The sequence below is a fragment of the Pseudomonas sp. IT-P4 genome (assembly GCF_949767755.1).
GTDB classification, from domain to species: domain Bacteria; phylum Pseudomonadota; class Gammaproteobacteria; order Pseudomonadales; family Pseudomonadaceae; genus Aquipseudomonas; species Aquipseudomonas monachiensis.
On sequence record NZ_CATKPX010000089.1, the window covers coordinates 182750 to 201825 of the forward strand.

A 19076-nucleotide genomic window follows, 5' to 3' on the forward strand; every position below is an offset into this window, starting at 1 on the left:
AATGCAATTGATCTGGCTGCGCAGCGACTTGCGCCTGCATGACAACACCGCCCTCTCGGCCGCCGCGGCTCGCGGCCCGTGCGTGGCGGTGTATCTGCTGAGTCCGGAACAATGGCTGGTACACGATGATGCGCCCTGCAAAGTGGACTTCTGGCTGCGTAACCTGCGCGAAATGAGCCGCGAGCTGGGTCAACTGAACATTCCCCTGCTGATCCGCCAGGCTCCCCGCTGGGATGACGTGCCCAGCGTATTGCTGAACCTGTGCCGAGAGTGGCAAGTCGACGCGTTGCACCTCAACGAGGAATACGGCATCCACGAGTCCCGTCGCGATGCAGCGGTCGCCCGGACGCTACAGGCCGAAGGCATCGAAGTTCACCGCTACCTCGATCAATTGCTGTTCAGGCCCGGGAGCGTGCTGACCCGCACCGGCACTTACTTCCAGGTCTTCAGCCAGTTCCGCAAAGTCTGCTACGAGCGCCTGCACCACTCCCTGCCCAGCCTGGTAGGAGCGCCGCACAAACAAGCGCCGCTGAACATTGCCAGCGATGCGATCCCCTTGAGGGTCGACGGTTTCGCAACACCTGCTGATAACCTGCGCAACCTGTGGCCGGCGGGAGAAGCCGCAGCCCGGCATCGCCTCGACAGCTTTAGCGATGCACAGATCGAGCACTATCAAAGCGAACGGGATTTCCCGGCGAAGCCCGGTACCAGTCAGCTCTCGGCCTATCTCGCCGCCGGGGTGATTTCTGTACGCCAATGCCTGCACGCGGCCTTGAACAGCAATCAAGGTGAATTCGAAAGCGGCAAGACCGGCGCCGTCACCTGGATCAACGAACTGCTGTGGCGCGAGTTTTACAAACACATCCTGGTGGGTTACCCACGGGTTTCCCGGCACCGCGCGTTTCGTCCGGAAACCGAAGCCCTGGCCTGGCGCAACGCCCCAGAAGAACTGGCCGCCTGGCAACAGGCGCGTACCGGCTTGCCGATCATCGACGCCGCCATGCGCCAACTGCTGGCAACCGGCTGGATGCACAACCGCCTGCGCATGGTGGTGGCGATGTTCCTGACCAAAAACCTGCTGATCGACTGGCGCGAAGGCGAACGCTTTTTCATGCGTCACCTGATTGACGGCGACCTGGCGGCGAACAATGGTGGCTGGCAGTGGAGTTCGTCCACCGGCACCGACTCGGCGCCTTACTTCCGGATTTTCAACCCGTTGAGCCAGTCGGAAAAATTCGACCCCGAAGGCGTGTTCATTAAGCAGTGGTTGCCGGAACTGGCCGGGCTGAACAAAAAGGACGTGCACAACCCCGCCAATCTCGGCGGCCTTTTCGGTGTTGTGGATTACCCCCCACCGATCGTCGACTTGAGCGCTTCCCGTACGCGTGCGTTGACGGTATTCAAAAACCTGCCCTTGCGGCAGTATGCCGCCGTTGGATCATGAATTATCGCCTCCGGGATGACTTCGATGCCGGGGCTTTGCATGATGGACATTTACCCGTATTGGGCCGGGCAATTGCCCGGCTGAAAAGGAGATTGGGATGAGTCGTACGCTCGCACGACGATACTGGCTGACCGGTGCCAGCAGTGGCATTGGTGCCGCCCTGGCCGAAGAAATCCTCAAAACCGGTGCGCACCTGGCCGTCAGTTCGCGCACCGTGGCACCACTGAAAGACTTGTCGCTCCGTTACCCGGGGCAGGTGCTGGTGGTCGCCGGAGACCTGACCAACAGCCAGACCGTGCGCGAGATCGGCGAGCAGATTGCCGAAGACTGGGGCTCGCTGGACACCGTGATACTCAACGCCGGTACCTGCGAGTACGTAGATGCCAAGCAGTTCGATGCGTCGATTGTCGAGCACGTGGTGCGTACCAACCTGTTGGCCAGCAGTTATTGCATCGAGGCCGCCCTGCCTTTGCTGCGGGCCGGTACCGCACCGCATATGATCGCCATGGCCAGCACGGTGACTTACCTGCCACTGCCCAAGGCAGAAGCCTGCGGCACCTCAAAGGCCGGGCTGCGTTACCTGTTCGAGTCCCTGCGCATCGACCTGGCCCCGGAAGGCATAGAACTCACGGTGATCAGCCCCGGGTTTGTCGAGACGCCGCTGACAGCGAAAAACGACTCCTCCATGGCTTTGAGCTGGCCGGTGGAGAAAGCCGCGCGGCACATCTTCGAAAAACTCAAGGACCGCCCGCTGGAAATCGCTTTCCCGGCGGCGTTCATGGGCGCCCTCTGGCCACTCGCCAAACGGCCGGACCAAGTGAAACTGGAAATCGGCAAGCGCATGATACGCAGCCAGCCGCCGATCAAGGATCAACCCTGAAAATCGCCATTATCGGCATCGGTATCCCGGACGTTCCGATACTTGAGCGTCCGTCCGACCTTTCACACAGCACCCGGTGACTGCCTTACACTGCGCACCATGAAAACCATCCCCCATACGCAAATCGCGGAACCCGCAGTCACCTGCTCGACCTGCGCGGCCTGCTGCTGCCAGCTCGAAGTCATGCTGATCACCGATACGGGCGTGCCTGAACGGTTCATCGATACCGATGACTGGGGTGGGGAAGTGATGCTGCGCCTGGATGACGGCTGGTGTGCCGCGCTGGATCGCAACACGATGATGTGCACCATCTACGAAAAACGCCCGCTGATCTGCCGGGAGTTCGAGATGGGCGCACCGGAGTGCATCGAAGAGCGCCAGGGGATTTCGACGGCGTATCGCTAGTTTGAAGTTGTCCCAATACCAATGTGGGAGCGGGCTTGCCCGGAGCAAGCCCGCTCCCACATTTAGTACAGCGTTGCGCCTTACAACGGCATCGTGTAATGCAATGCGTAACTTTCTACACCATCGTTCGGAGTGGTGATCCCGGCATTGGAATAGTGCGTCGCGCGGACCCCGACTTCATGCCCGCCGGCAAAGCGCAAACCGAAACCAAAGCGGTCTTCAAACTGGAAGGCGCTGCCCAGATCGTTGTTTTCGACTTCGGTGCTGGCAAAGGCTGCCACGCCAACCCCAAACTCGATGTAGGGTTTGACGTTCTGGCCGGAAAATTCATAAACAAGCACGGGCGAGAACGACAGGCTGTGGTTACTGGATGTCTTGTCACCTTCCCAATAGGTGTAGGCGCCGTCCCAATAACCGGTCAGACGACCCACGTCACTCTGACACCAGCTCTGGTCCCAATCGAATTGCATCCCCAATCGATAGGTCATGGTCGACTCGCCGGTTTGCCCCACGGCAAACTCCACACCTGCCGCCTGCGCGGTAAAAGTGTGCCCCAAAAGTGCGGCCGCAATCGCGGCCAAGCAGAATAGTCGCTTCACTTGAAACTTCCTTTTGCGAACGATTTCGTATGGTTTTTTTGTTGCCAAGCCCTGCAAAACTATAGAAGTCAGCGATTTATCAGAAGTTCACCCGACTCTTCGTATTCCCCCCGGACAGCCTTCTACCTGCTGAAGCTTCGCACAACGCCAGCCGTATTCCACAATATCGGCAAGATATTTCTGAAATGTAGCGGATCGGCGCTGGTCCAGAACTGTGCCTCACGGGCCGGCCCATCGGCGAGCAGCTCGCCTTCGGCCAGCAGACGCTGAAGTTGCCGCGCGACGGCGGCGCCGGTGTCGATCAGGCTGATGTCCTCGGGGATCATCTGCCGCAGCATCGGCTTGAGAAAGGGGTAGTGGGTGCAGCCGAGAATCAGGGTGTCCGCGCCGGCAGCCAACAGTGGCCGAACATATCCAGCCAACAGCTGACGCAACTCCGGGCTGCGCAGGTCGCCGTTTTCAATCAGCTCCACCAGCCCGGGGCAGGGCTGGGTGATCACTTTCACGTCCGTGGCGAAGCGGTCGAGCAACGCGGCGAACTTGGCGCTCTGCAAGGTACCGGTGGTGGCCAGCACCCCCACCACGCCGGAGCGGGTTGCGGCGGCGGCCGGCTTGACTGCCGGCTCCATGCCGACGATGGGCCATTCTGGATAGTCGCGACGCAAGTCGGCGACACCGGCAACCGTCGCCGTGTTACACGCCAGCACCAAGGCCTTGGCGCCCTGTTGCCGAAAGAAGTCGGCCATCACGCTGCAACGCTGCCGGATAAATTCCGGGGTTTTCTCGCCGTAGGGAACATTCCCGCAGTCGGCGACGTACAGCAGAGATTCATTAGGCAGCAAACGCTGGATCTCGGCCAGTACCGAGAGCCCGCCGACACCGGAGTCGAACACGCCAATCGGCGCTTCACGCATGTTTCGACCCACAGACACTGCAGCCCGGATCGCGCTTGACCCGCAATTCACGGAAGCGCGTGCCCAAGGCATCGATCAACAGCAGGCGCCCCACTAGCGGCTCGCCGAATCCGGCCAGCAACTTCAGCGCTTCAAGCGCTTGCAGACTGCCGACCAGCCCCACCAGCGGACCGACCACGCCGGCCTCGCTACAGGTCAATTCGGCTTCGCTGCCGTGCCCGTATAAACAGTGGTAGCACGGACTCTCCGGTCGACGCGGATCGAACACCGACAGTTGCCCTTCGAGGCGAATCGCCGCACCGCTGACCAGCGGTTTGCCGGCCGCCACGCAAGCGGCATTGACCGCTTCACGGGTGGAAAAATTGTCGGAACAATCGAGGACCAGATCCACCCCACCCACCACGGCGGCCAGGGAATCCTCATCCAGCGCCGCACGATGGGTGATCAGTTGAATCTCGGGATTGATCGCGGTCAGGCGCTTGATTGCCGAATCGACCTTGGTCATGCCGACGCTGTCGGTGTCGTGAATGATCTGGCGTTGCAGGTTGGTCAGGTCGACCGTGTCGAAGTCCGCCAGGTGCAACTCGCCAACCCCGGCGGCCGCCAGATACAGCGCCACGGGCGCGCCAAGGCCGCCAAGGCCGACGATCAATACGCGGCTTTGCTTGAGCCGCAACTGGCCGTCGATATCGATGTGTTGCAGCAGAATCTGCCGGCTGTAACGCAACAATTCCTGATCATTCAGCACGGCAGGCGCCCCAGACTGATGCGTTGGTGACCGCCCAGATCGGTGCGGCTGTGGACTTCTTCAAAACCCCGGGTCAGCAGCAAATCGCGGACCGCCTCGGCCTGATCATAGCCGTGTTCGAGCATCAGCCAACCACCGGCATCCAGATGGTCCGGTGCCTGGGCGACGATCAGGCGCAGATCGTCGAGCCCGTCGATACCCGCCACCAGGGCGCTGGCCGGTTCGAAGCGCACATCGCCCTCGACCAGATGCGGATCGGCCGCTGCGATGTAGGGCGGATTGCTGATGATCAGTTGAAAGCGCTGACCGTCCAGAGCGCTGAACCAATGGCTGCTCAGCACGGTGGCGTTACCCAGATGCAGGCGCTGGCGATTGCGTTCGGCCAGGGCCACGGCCTCCAGCACGCGATCCACGGCGGTGACATTCCATGCCGGGCGTTCGCTGGCCAGGGCCAGGGCGATGGCGCCGCTGCCGGTGCCGAGGTCGAGTACCCTGGCCGGTGTGGCCGGCAACAGTTCCAGCGCGGCTTCCACCAACAACTCGGTGTCGGGGCGTGGGATCAGCGTGTGCGGTGCCACTTCCAGGTCCAGTTTCCAGAAACCCTGCTGGCCAAGAATATAGGCCACCGGCTCACCGCTGCGGCGGCGTTGCAAGTATTCGGCAAACGTCAGCGCCGCTTCGCTCGGTACGATGCGCTCCGGCCAGGTGTGCAAAAAACTGCGGGACTTGCCCAACGCCGCCGCCAGTAGCAGTTCGGCATCCAGACGCGCCGTCGGCGAGTCGGGTAAATCGGCGGCGCGCAACAAACTGGCAATGATCGTCATTTACTCACCTATCGCTGCCAGTTGATCGGCCTGGTACTCGGCCAGCAACGGCTCGATCACCGCCTCGACACCGCCGGCGAGGATCTCGTCGAGGGAATACAAGGTCAGGTTGACCCGGTGGTCGGTGACCCGGCCCTGGGCAAAATTGTAGGTGCGGATGCGCTCGGAGCGATCACCGGAGCCGACCAGCAACTTGCGCTCGCTGGCGATGGCGTTGGCCGCAGCGGAGGTCTGCTGATCGTTCAGCTTGGCCGACAACCAGGACATCGCCCGGGCGCGGTTCTTGTGCTGTGAACGTTCCTCCTGGCACTCGACGACGATGCCGGACGGCAAGTGCGTGATACGGATCGCCGAGTCGGTCTTGTTGACGTGCTGGCCACCGGCGCCGGAGGAGCGATAGGTATCGACGCGCAGGTCGGCCGGGTTGATCTCGATGGCCTCCTGTTCGTCCGGCTCGGGCAATACCGCCACGGTGCAGGCCGACGTGTGGATGCGGCCCTGGGATTCCGTCGCCGGAACCCGCTGCACGCGGTGCGCGCCGGATTCGAACTTCAGCTTGCCGTAGACGTTGTCGCCCTCGACCCGGGCAATCACCTCTTTATAGCCGCCGTGTTCACCCTCGTTTTCCGAGAGGATCTCCACCCGCCAGCCACGACGCTCGGCGTAACGCGAATACATGCGGAACAGGTCGCCGGAGAAAATCGCCGCCTCGTCACCGCCGGTACCGGCACGGATCTCGAGGAACACATTGCGCCCGTCGTTCGGGTCCTTGGGCAGCAGCATGCGTTGCAGGTCGGCTTCGAGCGTGACCAGGCGTTCCTTGGCCTCGCGGACTTCTTCCACGGCCATTTCACGCATGTCCGGGTCGCTGTCCTTGAGCAGTGCCTGGGCGCCTTCGAGGTCGTCCTGCACTTTCAGCAGCTGTTTATAGGCGCCCACGATCGGTTCAACTTCCGCGTACTCCTTGGAATAGGTGCGGAACTTGTTTTGATCGGAAATGACCTCGCCGTCGCCCAGCAGGGCAGTCAATTCCTCGAAACGGTCCTGGAGGATATCCAGCTTATTGAGCAGTGACGCTTTCATTGCGGTTTTTTATCCGAAAAGCTATCCGATGAGCCCTCACCGAGGGCAAAGAGTTCCTGGGCCATCGCCAGCGCATCCAGGCGACCTTCGGCAGACAGCTTTTTCAACTGCACGCTCGGTGCATGCAACAGTTTGTTGGTCAGCCCGCGAGCCAGTTGCACCAGCACCTCTTCGGCACTGCTGCCGTTGGCCAGCATGCGCTGGGCCTTTTGCAATTCTTCGTCGCGCAGGCGTTCGCTCTGTTGACGATAGGCCTTGAGCACGTCCACCGCCGCCAACTCACGCAGGCGGACCATGAAGTCTTCGGCGCCGATCAAGACCATCTCTTCGGCGGCCTGGGCTGCGCCCTGACGACTCTTGAGGTTCTCGGCAACCACTTCGTGGAGATCGTCGACGCTATACAGGTAAACGTCGTCCAGCTCGCCGACTTCTGGCTCGATGTCGCGGGGAACAGCGATATCCACCATGAAGATCGGTTTGTGCTTGCGCAGTTTCAAGGCGCTTTCCACTGCACCCTTGCCCAGGATCGGCAACTGGCTGGCGGTGGAACTGATGACGATGTCGCTGCGCACCAGCTCTGCCGGAATATCCGACAACAACACCGCATGAGCACCGAACTGTTCGGCCAGGATGCTTGCGCGCTCCAGGGTACGGTTGGCGACCACAATGCGCTTTACACCCAGGTCATGCAGATGGCGGGCGACCAGGGTGATGGTCTCGCCGGCACCGATCAGCAAGGCCTGGCTGCGTTGCAGGTCGCTGAAAATCTGCTTGGCCAGGCTCACCGCGGCAAACGCCACCGATACCGGGTTCTCGCCGATAGCCGTGTCGGTGCGCACCTGCTTGGCCGCATTGAACGTGGCCTGGAACAGCCTCCCGAGCAACGGCCCGATGGTCCCGGCCTCGCGAGCCACGGCATAGGCCGACTTCATCTGGCCGAGAATCTGCGGTTCGCCCAACACCAGCGAGTCGAGCCCGGAAGCGACCCGCATCATGTGACGAACTGCCGCATCATCTTCATGCACATAGGCGCTTTCGCGCAGCTCGTCGTAGCTCAAATGATGATATTCGGCCAGCCAGCGCAGCACGACGTCTGCCGACAGGTGATCCTGTTCTATATAGAGTTCACTGCGATTGCAGGTGGAGAGGATCGCAGCTTCGCGGCTGTCGGTGAGTCGGCAGAGCTGCTGCAAGGCCTCAACCAGCTGCTCAGGGGTAAAAGCCACGCGCTCGCGGACGTCTACTGAAGCAGTCTTGTGGTTAATACCGAGTGCAAGGAAGGCCATTCAAAGTCGCTGATTGTGACGTGAAGCCGACAATTGTCCTACTTCGACGGAATCAGAACAACTACTCGATATCTATCGTGCCAGTAGACGACGCCGACGTTGCGAGCGGTTCTCGTTTAAAGGATCCCCAAGAGTCTTCTATCGGGCTGGCAGGTAAATTGCCGGGCCGGTTATGTTTGGCCGAAAGCTTGTGTCATGATGATCCGACCGCAGGTTAGTCGTCCTCCTCCTATATGAATAGATCTTCCGCGTTGCTCCTCGCTCTTGCCTTCCTCAGCGGCTGCCAGGCCTTGGCCCCCGTGTCGTCGGACGGTGCGCCACCGGTTGAAGACAGCACCCCGGCCCCTGAAAAGCCCAAGGTCTACAGCTCATTCAGCGAGGAAACCATTTTCAGCCTGTTGAGTGCCGAACTGGCGGGCCAGCGCAATCGTTTCGACATTGCCCTGGACAACTATGTGACCCAGGCCATCAACACCCAGGATCCGGGCATCTCCGAGCGCGCATTTCGTATCGCCGAATATCTGGGCGCCGATCAGGCAGCCCTGGACACTGCGCTGATCTGGGCCAGGAACGCCCCCGACGACCTCGAAGCGCAACGCGCCGCTGCCGTGCAGCTGGCACGCACCGGTCGTTATGACGACTCCATGGTCTATATGGAGAAAGTCCTGCAAGGCAAGGGCGACACCCATTTCGACTTCCTTGCGCTGTCCGCGGCCGACACCGACCAGGACACCCGCAACGGCTTGATGAAAAGTTTCGACCGTTTGTTGCAACGTCATCCGGACAACAGCCAGCTGATTTTCGGCAAGGCCTTGCTGATGCAACAGGACGGCGACACCAAAGGCGCGTTGAAGTTGCTGGAAGACAATCCGCCGGACGACGGTGAAATCGCGCCGATCCTGCTGCGCGCGCGCCTGCTGCAAACCCTCGATCGCGGTGACGAGGCCTTGCCGCTGCTGCAAAAAAGCATCAAGAAGTACCCGGACGACAAACGCCTGCGCCTGACTTACGCGCGGATGCTGGTTGAACAGGACCGCATGGACGACGCCAAGGCCGAGTTCTCGAGCCTGGTCCAGCAATACCCGGAAGACGACGAACTGCGTTACTCCCTGGCACTGGTCTGCCTGGAAGCCAAGGCCTGGAACGAGGCCAAGGGTTATCTTGAAGACCTGATCGCCCGGGAAAGCCATGTCGACTCGGCACACCTGAACCTCGGCCGCATCGCCGAAGAACAGAACGACCCGCAAGGCGCGCTGATCGAATACGCCAAGGTTGGTCCGGGCAGCGACTACCTGCCGGCGCAATTGCGCCAGGCCGACATTCTGATCGACAACGGCAAGACCGCCGAAGCCCAACGCAAACTGGCGGCTGAGCGCGACGAGCAGCCCGATTACGCGATCCAGTTGTACCTGATCGAAGTCGAAACCCTGTCCGCCAACAATCAGGGCGACAAGGCCTGGAACGTTCTGCAACAAGCCTTGCAGCAATATCCGGACGATTTGAACCTGCTCTACACCCGCGCCATGCAGGCGGAAAAACGCAATGACCTGGCGCAGATGGAAAAAGACCTGCGCACGATCATCAAGCGCGACCCGGACAATGCCATGGCGTTGAACGCCCTCGGCTACACCCTGTCCGACCGCACCACGCGCTACGCCGAAGCCAAGGCCCTGATCGAACAGGCGCACCGGATCAGCCCGGAAGACCCGGCGGTGCTCGACAGCCTTGGCTGGGTGAATTACCGCATGGGCAATCTCGACGAAGCCGAGCGCCTGCTGCGCCAGGCCCTGGAACGCTTCCCCGACCAGGAAGTCGCTGCGCACCTGGGCGAAGTCCTGTGGGCCAACGGCAAACAGCGTGAAGCGAAACAAGTCTGGGGCAAGTTCCTCAAGGAACAACCCGACAGCCCGACCCTGCGCGGCACCATCAAACGCCTGACCGGATCAGAGACTCTTTAAGATTATGTTTTTGCGCCATTTCATCGTTTTCAGTTTTATCGCCCTGCTCGCCGGCTGCGCAGGCCTGGGTCCCCGCGAATCGGTCGAGGGTCATGGCAACGCCGCCCAATGGCGCGAGCACAAACAGCAACTGACCGGCCTCGATGGCTGGCAGATCGACGGCAAGATCGGCATCCGCGCCCCGAAAGACTCGGGCAGTGGCACGCTGTTCTGGTTGCAGCGCCAGGATTACTACGACATTCGCCTGTCCGGACCACTGGGCCGCGGTGCCGCTCGCCTGACCGGACGTCCGGGCAAGGTGTCGCTGGAAGTCGCCAACCAGGGACGCTACGACGCGCCGAACCCGGAAGTGCTGCTCGAAGAACAGCTGGGCTGGAAATTGCCGGTGTCCAACCTGGCCTGGTGGGTGCGCGGGCTCCCGGCTCCCGACAGCAAAAGTCGCCTGACCCTGGACGGCGACAGCCGCCTGGCCAGCCTGGAACAGGATGGCTGGAAGGTCGACTACACCGCCTACACCGAGCAAAACGGTTACTGGTTGCCCGAGCGTATCAAGCTCAGCGGCACCGACCTTGATGTCACGCTGGTGATCAAGGTCTGGCAACCGCGCAAACTGGGGCAATGACATGCCGGACAATCGCCTGACGCTGCCCTCGCCGGCCAAACTCAATCTGATGCTGCACATTTTGGGTCGCCGCGAAGACGGCTACCACGAACTGCAGACAATGTTTCAGTTTCTCGATTACGGCGACGAAATCACCTATGCCCTGCGCGATGACGGTGTCATTCAATTGCACACCGAATTCCCGGGCGTCCCCCACGACAGCAACCTGATCGTGAAGGCTGCCAGAAAACTTCAGGAGCAATCCGCTTGCCCGCTGGGCGTCGATATCTGGATCGACAAGATCCTTCCAATGGGCGGCGGCATCGGTGGCGGCAGCTCGAATGCCGCAACGACTTTGCTTGGTTTGAATCATCTGTGGCAATTGGGCTGGGATGAAGATCGCCTTGCCGGGCTGGGGTTGACGCTGGGCGCCGACGTCCCGGTTTTCGTACGTGGCCACGCGGCTTTCGCCGAGGGCGTGGGGGAGAAACTGACCCCTGTCGACCCGGAAGAACCGTGGTATCTGGTGCTGGTGCCGCAAGTCTCTGTAAGTACGGCAGAAATTTTTTCAGATCCGTTGTTGACACGTAACACTCCTCCCATTAAAGTGCGCCCCGTTCCCAAGGGAAACAGTCGTAATGACTGCTTGCCGGTGGTAACAAGGCGTTATCCAGAGGTACGTAACGCTTTGAATTTGTTAGGTAAATTTACCGAAGCAAAACTCACCGGAACTGGAAGTTGTGTGTTTGGGGGCTTCCCAAGCAAAGCTGAAGCTGATAAAGTCTCGGCCCTTCTTACAGAGACCCTTACAGGGTTTGTAGCAAAAGGAAGCAACGTTTCGATGTTGCATCGCAAGCTGCAAAGTCTGCTCTAAAGGAACCGATTACTGGGTAATCGTTGCAACAGATACAGGGGCGTCGCCAAGCGGTAAGGCAGCAGGTTTTGATCCTGCCATGCGTTGGTTCGAATCCAGCCGCCCCTGCCATTTTCCTATACTCATCCAGGTTACCCTCAGCCTTCAGGTACTGCGCGTGTCCAAGATGATGGTCTTTACGGGGAACGCTAACCCCGATCTGGCTCGGCGTGTTGTACGTCAGCTGCATATCCCTCTCGGTGACATCTCTGTCGGTAAATTCTCCGACGGCGAAATTACAGCCGAGATCAATGAAAACGTTCGCGGTAAAGACGTCTTCATTATTCAGCCGACTTGCGCTCCGACCAACGATAACCTGATGGAACTGGTAGTGATGGCTGATGCCTTCCGCCGCTCCTCGGCTACTCGTATCACTGCTGTTATTCCTTACTTTGGTTATGCCCGACAGGATCGCCGTCCGCGTTCCGCACGCGTGGCTATCAGCGCGAAAGTCGTGGCTGACATGCTTACCGTAGTCGGCATCGACCGTGTTCTCACGGTTGATCTGCATGCTGACCAAATCCAGGGTTTCTTCGATATTCCGGTAGATAACATCTACGGCTCCCCGGTTCTGGTGGATGACATCGAAGATCAGCGCTTCGAAAACCTGATGATCGTGTCCCCGGACATTGGCGGCGTCGTGCGTGCACGTGCCGTTGCCAAATCCCTGGGCGTGGATCTCGGGATCATCGACAAACGCCGTGAGAAAGCCAATCACTCTGAAGTGATGCATATCATCGGTGATGTCGAAGGGCGTACCTGTATTCTGGTCGATGACATGGTCGATACCGCCGGCACCCTGTGCCACGCGGCCAAGGCCCTGAAAGAGCATGGCGCAGCCAAGGTTTTCGCCTACTGCACGCACCCTGTGCTGTCGGGTCGGGCGATCGAAAACATTGAAAATTCCGTGCTGGACGAGCTGGTGGTGACTAACACCATCCCGCTGTCCGCTGCAGCACAAGCCTGTGCGCGTATCCGCCAACTGGATATCGCACCGGTAGTTGCCGAGGCGGTCCGCCGCATCAGCAATGAAGAATCGATCAGCGCGATGTTCCGCTAAGGGCCCTGCCCTTCTCGAAATGTCTCGTTGACGAAAAGCGCCCCGCCCCGGCATTCCTGTCGGGGCGGGGCTTTTTTGCCCATATCGCCTTTAGCGCTGGTCGCAAACGCTGGGGCGAGTGTGGTTATTTTGGAGATACAACATGAACGATTTTACCCTGAATGCTGAAGTGCGTTCCGACCTGGGGAAAGGTGCGAGCCGCCGCCTGCGTCGTCTCGCCGCCCTGGTTCCAGCTGTAGTTTACGGTGGCGAAAAAGCCCCTGAATCCATCAGCATGCTGGCCAAAGAAGTTGCCAAACTGCTCGAAAACGAAGCGGCTTACAGCCACATCATCGAGCTGAACGTTGGTGGCACCAAGCAGAACGTCGTGATCAAAGCCCTGCAGCGTCACCCGGCCAAAGGCCACGTGATGCACGCTGACTTCGTACGCGTAGTAGCTGGCCAGAAACTGACCGCTATCGTTCCAGTGCACTTCATCAACGAAGAAGCACCGACCAAGAAAGGCGGCGAAATCTCGCACGTTGTTGCCGAGATCGAAGTTTCCTGCCTGCCGAAAGATCTGCCTGAGTTCATCGAAGTCGACCTGGCTAACGCTGAAATCGGTTCGATCATTCACCTGTCGGACCTCAAGGCTCCTAAAGGCGTTGAGTTCGTTGCCCTGGCACACGGTGATGACAAGGCTGTTGCCAACGTCCACGCTCCACGTGTTGCTCCAGAAGCTGCAGAAGGCGCTGCAGAGTAATTTTACTCTGTACGCCGGAGTGACCGGAAACATCGCGGACTAGAGCATAGCGAGAAAGCGGGCGAGAACGCGGAGTTTACATCATGGTAAATGAGCAATTTTCGTCCACTTTCGCCGCTTTCCCTGATTGCGGCGATGTTATCCACCACTCCAAGGAAGGGCCCCTATCGTGACTGCCATCAAACTGATCGTTGGCCTGGGAAATCCAGGCGCTGAATACGAACAGACCCGGCATAACGCAGGGGCCCTTTTTGTTGAGCGCATCGCGAACGCACAAGGCGTGAACCTTGTGGCGGACCGCAAATATTTCGGCCTGACCGGGCGCTATTCGCATCAGGGTCAGGATGTTCGTCTGCTGATTCCCACCACGTACATGAACCGCAGCGGCCAGGCCGTGGCGGCACTCGCCGGTTTCTTCCGCATCAAGCCTGAAGAAATCCTCGTGGCGCACGACGAACTCGACCTGCCACCCGGCGTTGCCAAACTCAAGCAGGGCGGCGGCCATGGCGGTCACAACGGGTTGCGCGACATCATTGCGCAACTGGGCAATCAGAATACGTTCTACCGTCTGCGGCTTGGCATTGGCCACCCGGGCGTCGCCAGTATGGTTTCAAATTTCGTCCTGGGTCGTGCGCCACGCGCCGAACAGGAAAAACTCGATGCCAGCATCGACTTTGCCCTCGGCGTGCTGCCGGATATCCTCGCCGGGGAATGGAACCGCGCGATGAAAAACCTGCACAGCCAGAAGGCCTGACTCTAACTCCTCGGGGAAACACCATGGGATTCAATTGCGGCATCGTCGGCCTGCCTAACGTCGGTAAGTCCACCCTGTTCAACGCCCTGACCAAATCCGGGATCGCGGCCGAGAACTTCCCCTTCTGCACCATCGAACCCAACAGCGGTATCGTGCCGATGCCGGATCCGCGCCTGGATGCCCTGGCAGCCATCGTCAATCCAAAGCGCATCCTGCCAACCACCATGGAGTTCGTCGACATCGCTGGCCTGGTTGCCGGTGCGTCGAAAGGTGAAGGCCTGGGTAACAAGTTTTTGGCCAATATCCGTGAAACCGATGCCATCGCCCACGTGGTCCGCTGCTTCGAAGACGAGAACGTGATTCACGTCTCCAACAGCGTCGACCCGAAACGCGACATCGAAATCATCGACCTGGAACTGATCTTCGCCGACCTCGACAGCTGCGAGAAGCAACTGCAGAAAGTCGCTCGCAACGCCAAGGGCGGCGACAAGGACGCAGTGGTCCAGAAAGGCCTGCTGGAGCAACTGATCGCCCACTTCACCGAAGGCAAGCCGGCGCGCAGCCTGATGAAGAACATGGGCACCGACGAAAAAGCGGTGATCAAGGGCTTCCACCTGCTGACCACCAAGCCGGTCATGTACATCGCCAACGTCGCTGAAGACGGTTTCGAGAACAACCCGCACCTGGACGTTGTTCGCGCCATCGCCGAAGAAGAAGGCGCCATGGTTGTACCGGTGTGCAACAAGATCGAAGCGGAAATCGCCGAGCTCGATGACGGCGAAGAGAAGGACATGTTCCTCGAAGCCCTGGGCCTCGAAGAGCCTGGCCTGAACCGCGTGATCCGCGCCGGCTACGAAATGCTGCACCTGCAGACCTACTTCACCGCCGGTGTCGAAGAAGTCCGCGCCTGGACCGTCCGCGTCGGTGCCACCGCACCACAAGCCGCTGGCGTGATCCACACCGACTTCGAAAAAGGCTTCATCCGCGCCGAAGTGATCGCCTACAACGATTTCATCCAGTACAAGGGCGAAGCCGGTACCAAGGAAGCCGGCAAATGGCGCCTGGAAGGCAAGGACTACATCGTCAAGGACGGCGACGTGATGCACTTCCGCTTCAACGTGTAAGCCATACGCACAAGAAAAAGCCGCGTTTGATACGCGGCTTTTTTGTGAGAATTTCAAAAGATCGCAGCCTTCGGCAGCTCCTACAGATGATCGGCGTAGGAGCTGCCGAAGGCTGCGATCTTTTAGCTCTATGCCTTTTTGGTTCGCGGCAGGAAGATCGCCAACACCCCGAACAGCGGCAGGAACGAACACAGGTAGTACACGTATTCGATGCCATGAATGTCCGCCAGATGGCCCAGCAGCGCCGCACCAATCCCGCCGAAACCGAACATCAGGCCGAAGAACACCCCGGCGATCATCCCGACATTGCCCGGCACCAACTCCTGGGCGTACACCACGATGGCCGAGAACGCCGAGGCGAGGATGAAGCCGATGACAACGCTGAGGATGCTGGTCCAGTACAGGTCGACATGGGGCAGCAGCAATGTGAAGGGTGCAACACCAAGGATCGAGAACCAGATCACCGCCTTGCGCCCGATCTTGTCGCCGATCGGCCCGCCGAAGAATGTCCCCGCCGCGACCGCGCCGAGAAACAGGAACAGGTGCAACTGCGAACTGGCCACCGACAGGTCGAACTTCTCGATCAGGTAAAAGGTGAAGTAGCTGGTGAGGCTCGACATGTAGAAATACTTGGAGAACACCAGCAACCCGAGTACCACCAGCGCACTGGTGACTCGGCCCTTGGACAGGCCGTGAGTCGCAGCCTGGCCCTGCTTGAGCTTGAACAGGTTCAAGTGGTTGGCGTACCAGCGGCTGATCCGGTAGAGCACGAACAGCGCAAACACCGCGAACAGGCCGAACCAGGCTACGTGCCCTTGACCGTAGGGAATGATGATCGCCGCCGCCAGCAACGGGCCGAACGCAGAGCCTGCATTACCGCCGACCTGGAAGGTCGATTGCGCCAGCCCAAAGCGTCCGCCCGAAGCCAGGCGCGCCACGCGGGACGCTTCCGGGTGGAAGGTGGAAGAACCGATGCCGATCAGCCCCGCCGCCAACAGGATTAACGGGAAACTGGCAACCACCGACATCATCAGAATGCCAACCAGGGTGCAGACCGTCCCCGCCGGCAACAACCACGGCTTGGGATGGCGATCGGTGTAGTAACCGACCCATGGCTGCAGCAGCGAGGCCGTCAACTGGAATGTCAGGGTGATCAGGCCGACCTGGGTGAAGGTCAGGCCATAGTTGGCCTTGAGCATCGGATAGATCGACGGCAGCACCGACTGGATCAGGTCGTTGATCAAGTGCGCCAGCGCTACGGCGCCGATGATGCGCATCACCAGGGGACTGCTTTGGGGCGTAGCGGACGCCGGCACTGAGCCGGACTGGGCGTTGCTGATAGCCATGGGAATTTCCAGACAACAGGAGGTACAAACGTGCAGGTGCGTCAATGTGCCATTTTTCAGTGCAGCAACGCCATCCCCTTAGCCTGCTAACGACTTCGATTTTTCATTTCCACCTCCTTGATGGCGCAAAGCCATGGTCTGAATCTTGCCTTCCTTGTCTGCTTGAACGCGGCCTCCTTACAAAGGAGACCGACAATGGGAAGTTTCGCTACAGAGTCGGCCTACAGAGCGGACAAGGGTGAACTTTCGAGGCCTTTTTAGAGGGCACGAGTCGGAGTCCACAACCTCCGACGCACGCCAATAGTGCGTGGTGTCCAGAGGAGTCTTGGGGCATGCAGGCTTTTTTATCACCGGGGATCGGGCTGCTGGGGCGTTTTGGCTTCGCACGTAAATTCCAGCTGTTGTTTCTGCTATTTATCCTGCCGCTGGCCGGTAGCCTGTGGATGATCGGCCAGGACTATCGCGACAAACTCAACCTGATCTCAGGCGAACGCGCCGGGGTGCGGCAACTGCTTGCGCTCGATGCGCTGGATGACCTGCTCGCCGCCCAGCGTGATCGCGCCGCCCGGTGGCGCGCCACGGAAACCAATCGCCAGCCAACGCCGGCCACCCTCGCCGCGATGGCCGCCTTCGATGCCGTTCAGCCCGCCGTCAGCCAAGCCACTGCCGAGCTGGGCAATGCCCTGCAAAAAGAAGACGCCGAGGGCGAGACCCTGTCGCGTTACCAGGCCCTGCAAACCGCCCTCGATGGCCTCGACTCAAAAAGCCTGAGCAATGTCGGCTGGTGGCCGGATGGTTATGATCGCTTCACCAACGCCTTGAGCGCCCTGCAAGCCTTGCGCGAGCAGATCGCCATGGACAATCGCCTGACGCTGGCACCGTGGCTGGAAACCTACTTGCTGACGCAGATCTCCACCCAGCATGCGCCAGACCTGATCGAACGGGTCGGTCGTCTGGCGGCGGTAGGCCAGGCCTCGGTGGTGTCCGGGCAGTTCACCCTGCAAAGCCGCTTGCAACTGCGCGATTTGCGCAGTCGCATCGGCGATGCGCGCGAGCAGCTGGTGAAGACCGCAGGCCTGCTCGAAGCGCGCTTGCCCAGCGCCCTGCAAACCTGGGCCGGGCAGTACCACGACAGCCTCAAGCGCCTCGATGCGGGCCTGAAGGTGCTGGATGACGGCGTGTTCGGCGGCAGCATCAACCTCAAGCCGGAGGATTTCGAACGCAGTCTCGATGCCCTGCTCTCCGACCTCGCTTCGTTGCGCCAGCAGTCGCTGGTGTCGCTGGATCAGCGCCTGGATTACTACCACGACTCGGCGATCCGCCAGTTCGTTATGGTGGCCGCCGTGTTGGGCTGCCTGCTGTTGGCGGCACTGTATCTGTTCATCTGTTTGCAGGCCTCGATCCGCCGCAGCGCCAGCGGCATCACGGTGCTGGCCGAGGCCTTGCGCGATGGCAATCTGAGTCTGCAAGTGCCGGTTCAGGGCCGGGACGAACTGGCGGTCATCAGCACCGCGCTGAACGTCGCCGTGGTGCAACTGCGCAGCAGCCTGCAAGGGGTGGATCACGAAACCCTGCAACTGAGCAACGCGGTGCAAACCCTCAACCATCACTCCAGCGATGCCCTGGGCGAAGTCGAAGCCCAGCAGTTGCAGATCAGCCAGATTGCCGCTGCGGCGACACAACTGGCCGCCACCTCACAAGGGGTGGCCCACAGTTGCGAACAGGCGTCCGGCAGTGCCCAGCACACCCGACGCATTGCCGCCGACAGCAGCCGTGACAGCCTGCGCACCACCGCGAGCATCCAGCAACTCAATCAACGCCTGAACGAGACCGCTGCGGCGCTGGGCCGGGTCAGCGAGCAGGGGCAGCAGATTCAACTGGTAGTCGACACCATTCGCGGCGTCGCCGAGCAGACCAACCTGCTGGCGCTCAATGCCGCCATCGAGGCGGCTCGGGCGGGCGAGCAAGGGCGTGGCTTCGCGGTGGTAGCCGATGAAGTGCGCAGCCTGTCGCAACGCACGCAATCGTCGACCGCGCAGATTGCCGGCACGGTCGACAGCCTGCGCAGCACCGTGAATGAGGCCGTCAGCCTGATGCAAGCCGCCTGCAGTCAGGCAGAGAGCGATGCACAAGCGGTCACCGGCCTCGGTGAACGGCTCGGTGAAATCGCCAGTGCGGTGCAGAGCGTCACCGATACCCTGGCGCAAATCGCCACGGCGGTTGAAGAACAGGCCAGTACCGCCGACGAGGTCAGCGGCAATATCCAGCAGGTCGATCAAGCGGCGGTGCGCCTTCTTGAAGGTGCCCGCGCGGTGAACCAGGCAGCGGACACCCTGAGCCACGGCAGCAAGGCCCTCAGCGCCAACACCGGGCGTTTCCGCTTGAGTTGAATCCG

The 19076-nt window shown here is 60.4% G+C and carries 18 protein-coding genes, 1 tRNA gene and 1 pseudogene; 13 read left to right on the forward strand and 7 right to left on the reverse strand.

Features of this window, described 5'->3' with window-relative positions:
* Position 1: 1 nt before the first annotated feature.
* The 4 genes and pseudogenes from phrB (at position 2) to ACM6IT_RS26730 (ending at position 2729) form a co-directional block, all read left to right on the forward strand.
* Positions 2 to 1444: a deoxyribodipyrimidine photo-lyase gene (phrB, locus tag ACM6IT_RS26715; RefSeq protein ID WP_414914544.1), complete on the forward strand. Its 1443-nt coding sequence runs from the start codon at positions 2 to 4 to the stop codon at positions 1442 to 1444.
* A gap of 2 nt (positions 1445 to 1446) precedes the next feature.
* Positions 1447 to 1545 (forward strand): annotated as a pseudogene (locus tag ACM6IT_RS26720) (nuclear transport factor 2 family protein); the annotation flags it as partial.
* Positions 1542 to 2324, forward strand: a complete 783-nt coding sequence (locus ACM6IT_RS26725; RefSeq protein ID WP_056726266.1) for an SDR family NAD(P)-dependent oxidoreductase — start codon at positions 1542 to 1544, stop codon at positions 2322 to 2324. The pseudogene ACM6IT_RS26720 and the gene ACM6IT_RS26725, both read left to right, overlap by 4 nt.
* Positions 2325 to 2423: 99 nt before the next feature.
* On the forward strand, positions 2424 to 2729 hold the full coding sequence (locus ACM6IT_RS26730) for a YkgJ family cysteine cluster protein (RefSeq protein ID WP_056726267.1): 306 nt from the start codon (positions 2424 to 2426) through the stop codon (positions 2727 to 2729).
* Positions 2730 to 2809: 80 nt separating this feature from the next.
* On the opposite strand, the gene ACM6IT_RS26735 is transcribed toward ACM6IT_RS26730, so the two are convergent.
* The 6 genes from ACM6IT_RS26735 to hemA form a co-directional block, all read right to left on the reverse strand.
* On the reverse strand, positions 2810 to 3328 hold the full coding sequence (locus tag ACM6IT_RS26735; protein ID WP_056726268.1) for an acyloxyacyl hydrolase: 519 nt from the start codon (positions 3326 to 3328) through the stop codon (positions 2810 to 2812).
* A gap of 122 nt (positions 3329 to 3450) precedes the next feature.
* On the reverse strand, positions 3451 to 4242 hold the full coding sequence (murI, locus tag ACM6IT_RS26740) for a glutamate racemase (RefSeq protein WP_056726269.1): 792 nt from the start codon (positions 4240 to 4242) through the stop codon (positions 3451 to 3453).
* Complete coding sequence (locus ACM6IT_RS26745; RefSeq protein WP_414919005.1) at positions 4235 to 4990, reverse strand: molybdopterin-synthase adenylyltransferase MoeB; 756 nt, start codon at positions 4988 to 4990, stop codon at positions 4235 to 4237. The genes murI and ACM6IT_RS26745 overlap by 8 nt, the downstream gene beginning before the upstream one ends.
* On the reverse strand, positions 4984 to 5814 hold the full coding sequence (prmC, locus tag ACM6IT_RS26750) for a peptide chain release factor N(5)-glutamine methyltransferase (protein WP_414919006.1): 831 nt from the start codon (positions 5812 to 5814) through the stop codon (positions 4984 to 4986). The genes ACM6IT_RS26745 and prmC overlap by 7 nt, the downstream gene beginning before the upstream one ends.
* Positions 5815 to 6897: a peptide chain release factor 1 gene (gene prfA / locus ACM6IT_RS26755; RefSeq protein ID WP_056726272.1), complete on the reverse strand. Its 1083-nt coding sequence runs from the start codon at positions 6895 to 6897 to the stop codon at positions 5815 to 5817. It abuts the gene before it with no gap.
* Positions 6894 to 8183: a glutamyl-tRNA reductase gene (gene hemA / locus ACM6IT_RS26760; protein WP_414919007.1), complete on the reverse strand. Its 1290-nt coding sequence runs from the start codon at positions 8181 to 8183 to the stop codon at positions 6894 to 6896. The genes prfA and hemA overlap by 4 nt, the downstream gene beginning before the upstream one ends.
* Positions 8184 to 8416: 233 nt before the next feature.
* On the opposite strand from hemA, the gene ACM6IT_RS26765 reads away from it, so the two are divergent.
* The 8 genes from ACM6IT_RS26765 to ychF all read left to right on the forward strand — a co-directional run bounded on the left by ACM6IT_RS26765 (position 8417) and on the right by ychF (position 15335).
* Positions 8417 to 10141: a tetratricopeptide repeat protein gene (locus ACM6IT_RS26765; RefSeq protein ID WP_056726274.1), complete on the forward strand. Its 1725-nt coding sequence runs from the start codon at positions 8417 to 8419 to the stop codon at positions 10139 to 10141.
* A 4-nt stretch (positions 10142 to 10145) separates the two neighbouring features.
* Positions 10146 to 10763 carry a lipoprotein insertase outer membrane protein LolB gene (gene lolB / locus ACM6IT_RS26770; RefSeq protein ID WP_414914542.1) on the forward strand — a complete coding sequence of 206 codons (618 nt, stop codon included), beginning with the start codon at positions 10146 to 10148 and terminating at the stop codon, positions 10761 to 10763.
* 1 nt (position 10764) lies between these two features.
* The gene (gene ispE, locus ACM6IT_RS26775) at positions 10765 to 11616 is read left to right on the forward strand and encodes a 4-(cytidine 5'-diphospho)-2-C-methyl-D-erythritol kinase (RefSeq protein ID WP_223540960.1); all 852 of its coding nucleotides are present in this window, start codon (positions 10765 to 10767) and stop codon (positions 11614 to 11616) included.
* Positions 11617 to 11652: 36 nt separating this feature from the next.
* A tRNA-Gln gene (locus ACM6IT_RS26780) sits at positions 11653 to 11727 on the forward strand.
* Between the two features lie 46 nt (positions 11728 to 11773).
* Positions 11774 to 12715 (forward strand): ribose-phosphate pyrophosphokinase, encoded by a 942-nt coding sequence (locus ACM6IT_RS26785; RefSeq protein WP_003171603.1) that lies wholly within the window; start codon positions 11774 to 11776, stop codon positions 12713 to 12715.
* A 142-nt stretch (positions 12716 to 12857) separates the two neighbouring features.
* On the forward strand, positions 12858 to 13457 hold the full coding sequence (locus ACM6IT_RS26790; protein ID WP_056726277.1) for a 50S ribosomal protein L25/general stress protein Ctc: 600 nt from the start codon (positions 12858 to 12860) through the stop codon (positions 13455 to 13457).
* A 169-nt stretch (positions 13458 to 13626) separates the two neighbouring features.
* Positions 13627 to 14211, forward strand: coding sequence for an aminoacyl-tRNA hydrolase (pth, locus tag ACM6IT_RS26795; RefSeq protein WP_008037207.1), 585 nt, complete (start codon positions 13627 to 13629; stop codon positions 14209 to 14211).
* Between the two features lie 23 nt (positions 14212 to 14234).
* Positions 14235 to 15335, forward strand: a complete 1101-nt coding sequence (gene ychF, locus ACM6IT_RS26800) for a redox-regulated ATPase YchF (RefSeq protein WP_056726278.1) — start codon at positions 14235 to 14237, stop codon at positions 15333 to 15335.
* A 128-nt stretch (positions 15336 to 15463) separates the two neighbouring features.
* On the opposite strand, the gene ACM6IT_RS26805 is transcribed toward ychF, so the two are convergent.
* Complete coding sequence (locus tag ACM6IT_RS26805; RefSeq protein WP_414919008.1) at positions 15464 to 16681, reverse strand: MFS transporter; 1218 nt, start codon at positions 16679 to 16681, stop codon at positions 15464 to 15466.
* 1331 nt (positions 16682 to 18012) lie between these two features.
* On the opposite strand from ACM6IT_RS26805, the gene ACM6IT_RS26810 reads away from it, so the two are divergent.
* Positions 18013 to 19071, forward strand: coding sequence for a methyl-accepting chemotaxis protein (locus tag ACM6IT_RS26810; RefSeq protein WP_409078432.1), 1059 nt, complete (start codon positions 18013 to 18015; stop codon positions 19069 to 19071).
* The last annotated feature ends 5 nt before the right edge of the window (positions 19072 to 19076 follow it).

Bases quoted from the DNA above. Each gene is read 5' to 3' on its own strand.
- prmC (WP_414919006.1), bottom strand. From the start codon at position 5,814: ATGACGATCATTGCCAGTTTGTTGCGCGCCGCCGATTTACCCGACTCG.
- ACM6IT_RS26730 (WP_056726267.1), top strand. From the start codon at position 2,424: ATGAAAACCATCCCCCATACGCAAATCGCGGAACCCGCAGTCACCTGC.
- ACM6IT_RS26810 (WP_409078432.1), top strand. From the start codon at position 18,013: ATGGTGGCCGCCGTGTTGGGCTGCCTGCTGTTGGCGGCACTGTATCTG.
- prfA (WP_056726272.1), bottom strand. From the start codon at position 6,897: ATGAAAGCGTCACTGCTCAATAAGCTGGATATCCTCCAGGACCGTTTC.
- phrB (WP_414914544.1), top strand. From the start codon at position 2: ATGCAATTGATCTGGCTGCGCAGCGACTTGCGCCTGCATGACAACACC.
- ychF (WP_056726278.1), top strand. From the start codon at position 14,235: ATGGGATTCAATTGCGGCATCGTCGGCCTGCCTAACGTCGGTAAGTCC.
- ACM6IT_RS26725 (WP_056726266.1), top strand. From the start codon at position 1,542: ATGAGTCGTACGCTCGCACGACGATACTGGCTGACCGGTGCCAGCAGT.
- ACM6IT_RS26790 (WP_056726277.1), top strand. From the start codon at position 12,858: ATGAACGATTTTACCCTGAATGCTGAAGTGCGTTCCGACCTGGGGAAA.
- hemA (WP_414919007.1), bottom strand. From the start codon at position 8,183: ATGGCCTTCCTTGCACTCGGTATTAACCACAAGACTGCTTCAGTAGAC.
- ACM6IT_RS26765 (WP_056726274.1), top strand. From the start codon at position 8,417: ATGAATAGATCTTCCGCGTTGCTCCTCGCTCTTGCCTTCCTCAGCGGC.
- ispE (WP_223540960.1), top strand. From the start codon at position 10,765: ATGCCGGACAATCGCCTGACGCTGCCCTCGCCGGCCAAACTCAATCTG.
- murI (WP_056726269.1), bottom strand. From the start codon at position 4,242: ATGCGTGAAGCGCCGATTGGCGTGTTCGACTCCGGTGTCGGCGGGCTC.
- ACM6IT_RS26805 (WP_414919008.1), bottom strand. From the start codon at position 16,681: ATGGCTATCAGCAACGCCCAGTCCGGCTCAGTGCCGGCGTCCGCTACG.
- lolB (WP_414914542.1), top strand. From the start codon at position 10,146: ATGTTTTTGCGCCATTTCATCGTTTTCAGTTTTATCGCCCTGCTCGCC.